The organism is Caballeronia glathei (genome assembly GCF_000698595.1).
In the GTDB taxonomy this organism is placed as follows: domain Bacteria; phylum Pseudomonadota; class Gammaproteobacteria; order Burkholderiales; family Burkholderiaceae; genus Caballeronia; species Caballeronia glathei.
In genome coordinates, this window is sequence record NZ_JFHC01000339.1 from 1 (window position 1) to 326 (window position 326).

General features: G+C 62.6%; 1 protein-coding gene. It reads right to left on the reverse strand.

What is annotated here, in order from left to right:
• Window positions 1-310 (reverse strand): AMP-binding enzyme (locus BG61_RS39045; protein ID WP_420912418.1); only part of this gene is annotated, 310 nt, incomplete at its 3' end.
• Window positions 311-326: the final 16 nt, after the last annotated feature.

The window sequence follows — 326 nt, forward strand, 5'->3', positions numbered from 1 at the left end:
TGTCGAGCGTGACGAAGGCCGAGGGCACCATGTAGTCGGGCAGACGCGAGGCAAGATGCTCGCGCAGGGCGCTGGCATTGATCTCGGCCGTTCCGGTGACATAAGCGACGAGTTGCTGATCCTGCGTATCGTCGTGGCGCGCACGCGCGATGACCACCGCTTCACGCACCGCCGGATGGCTGGCGATCTGAGCTTCGATCTCGCCAAGTTCGATACGGAAGCCGCGAATCTTGACCTGATGATCGTTACGGCCGAGGAACTCGAGATTGCCATCGGCGCGATAGCGTGCGAGATCGCCCGTGCGATACATGCGCGCGCCTTGAACG